Annotated in this window: 4 protein-coding genes; 2 read left to right on the top strand and 2 right to left on the bottom strand. The window is 50.8% G+C overall.

Annotated features, from left to right (window positions below):
* Positions 1 to 221 precede the first annotated feature (221 nt).
* Complete coding sequence (locus ACJHX3_RS24730; protein ID WP_001297219.1) at positions 222 to 422, top strand: hypothetical protein; 201 nt, start codon at positions 222 to 224, stop codon at positions 420 to 422.
* Positions 423 to 767: 345 nt separating this feature from the next.
* On the opposite strand, the gene ACJHX3_RS24735 is transcribed toward ACJHX3_RS24730, so the two are convergent.
* Positions 768 to 944 (bottom strand): Hha/YmoA family nucleoid-associated regulatory protein, encoded by a 177-nt coding sequence (locus ACJHX3_RS24735; protein WP_001344112.1) that lies wholly within the window; start codon positions 942 to 944, stop codon positions 768 to 770.
* Between the two features lie 300 nt (positions 945 to 1,244).
* Positions 1,245 to 1,511: a hypothetical protein gene (locus tag ACJHX3_RS24740; protein ID WP_000840364.1), complete on the bottom strand. Its 267-nt coding sequence runs from the start codon at positions 1,509 to 1,511 to the stop codon at positions 1,245 to 1,247.
* Between the two features lie 140 nt (positions 1,512 to 1,651).
* Here ACJHX3_RS24740 and ACJHX3_RS24745 point away from each other — a divergent pair, with 140 nt between their 5' ends.
* Complete coding sequence (locus ACJHX3_RS24745; protein ID WP_000235221.1) at positions 1,652 to 1,858, top strand: helix-turn-helix transcriptional regulator; 207 nt, start codon at positions 1,652 to 1,654, stop codon at positions 1,856 to 1,858.
* Positions 1,859 to 2,095 lie beyond the last annotated feature (237 nt).

Consider the following 2,095-nt stretch of genomic DNA (forward strand, 5'->3'; position numbering starts at 1 on the left):
AAGGGGTTGTATTTGTAGGTCATGGTTAAATCTCCGTATGGTTCATACGGAATAGCCACGTCGTAAAAAATACGCAGAGTCCCTGAAGTGACCTCCGGCAGGACACTGTCTCAGGCACTCTGTGATAACCCGAACGGTCGTCTCCGGACTGACGGTTGAATTTTCAGCGTCGTTTTTTAATGTAAAAAACCGGTTACGGGTAAGGCTGTGAGGAGGGAGTGATGGTGATACGCAAAAAGAAGTGCAGGGACTGTGGAAACGCGATTACTCATAATACAGTGTGTTGCCCGTATTGTGGTTCTGTCGACCCCTTCGGCTACTACCGGAATACAGACCGTATCGTTACCATACTGCTGGCGCTGATTATTGTGGTCCTGCTGACTACTGTCAGCGTCAGTGTGTGTATACTGTGTAGCTGGTGAGATAACGGTTCATGTATCCCCTGAGCTGACAGTGTACCGTGTATATTAAGCGTAACCGACAGGTTCTCCTTCATACCATATTAAATTTTCCAGGGATTGCCGCTGCCTTATTTCGTCCCATACAGGAAAACTCATCTGGGTTTCTGACAAATACGCGAAACTCACAGCCCCTCAATATCAACCACACGTTGTAAGCCGGTAATACCTGAAAATCAGCCTATTACCGCCCACGCCTCCGGCACCATTCCCTTTTGATTTCGAATTCTTTGTTGTCGCTATACCGCTTAATGTTCCCGGTCCTCCGGTGCAGATAACACCGGAGTCATCGTAGCGCTGCTTCAATATTCAGGTGACGTATTTCCAGACGGAAGCCGGCGCGCGATCGTAAAGTTTGTTCATTGTCAGTTCTGCCAGCCGGTTGTCAACGGCAGAGTTAAAGGCTTCCAGCTCCGCAAGGGTAAGTTTATAACGCGTGTGGGAATTCACTTTTCCCGCGTCTCCTGACGTATTACGGGCTGCCACTTACCTGGTGTCCCGCAATACAGCCTTAGTGTTCCGTTATCGGGGATCCGGACGCACCGCAACAACCGGGGAAGTATTTCTGGTTTAGAGCAGTGTCAAGAGGGATTTCTCAGCCCCTCACTCACCGGCTCAGTCTCAGGGCAGGAGCATTAATACGCTCAGTTCATGTCTTATACAGGAATGGGCACAGGGGGAGCTGGCGTGTCACTGCTGATTTTACGCATCAGCGTTCATGTATCTGCACTCTGATACATGAACGATTCACAGCGCTCTGTTACCGGAGAGATTTACTCTCTTAGCTTACTCTGGCAAATCCTTTACGTTACTCTCTGATGACTTCTTATATTTATAATACCAATCAGACAGCCTTATCCCATCGGTGATATCAGTCTCCTCCTCGCCAGGAACGGGCTGACTCACTGTAACTACCTCCGAAAACAACTCTGCAATTATCAGAACGCCTGCTTCTCTCCCTGTCCTCACGAAAACTATCCCCTCTTTATCGCGCGTGCGTGCGGAAGCATCTTTTCGCAACAACCACCCGGTATACCGGTACGGCTCAGCCACCGCAACCTCCCCGTTTATCTCCTGGCGGTCACATTCCCGATTATTTTTTACGTTTCTCCCCGGTTGTTATGCCGGTGAAGGTGGCGCGCTGTTTTCATGACCACACCGGCTGGTTTAACAACATCCGGAGGAACATTCTCATGGCTACCCCAGTTTCACTGATGGATGACCAGATGGTCGACATGGCATTTATCACTCAACTGACCGGCCTGACAGATAAGTGGTTTTACAGGCTCATCAGGGATGGGGCCTTTCCGGCTCCCATCAAGCTGGGCCGCAGCTCCCGCTGGCTGAAAAGTGAAGTGGAAGCCTGGCTACAGGCGCGTATTGCACAGCCCCGCCCGTAATTTCTGACCGTTATCCGTTCACCCGCAGCAGACGTAATCCCCGGCCTGCCGGCGGCATTCTGCTGCCTGTTATATCCCCGTGAGGAATATGAAAATGAAACAACAGTATCAGACCCGCTACGAATGGCTCCACGAAAGCTACCAGAAATGGCTGACCGGCTTCACCCGGCACGCCGTATCCTGGGGCGTGTGTCATCCGAATATCTACTACTTCCATAATCTGACGCCCGGTTGGGT

The sequence above is a fragment of the Escherichia sp. WS1265 genome (assembly GCF_046487585.1).
Taxonomy (GTDB): domain Bacteria; phylum Pseudomonadota; class Gammaproteobacteria; order Enterobacterales; family Enterobacteriaceae; genus Escherichia; species Escherichia coli.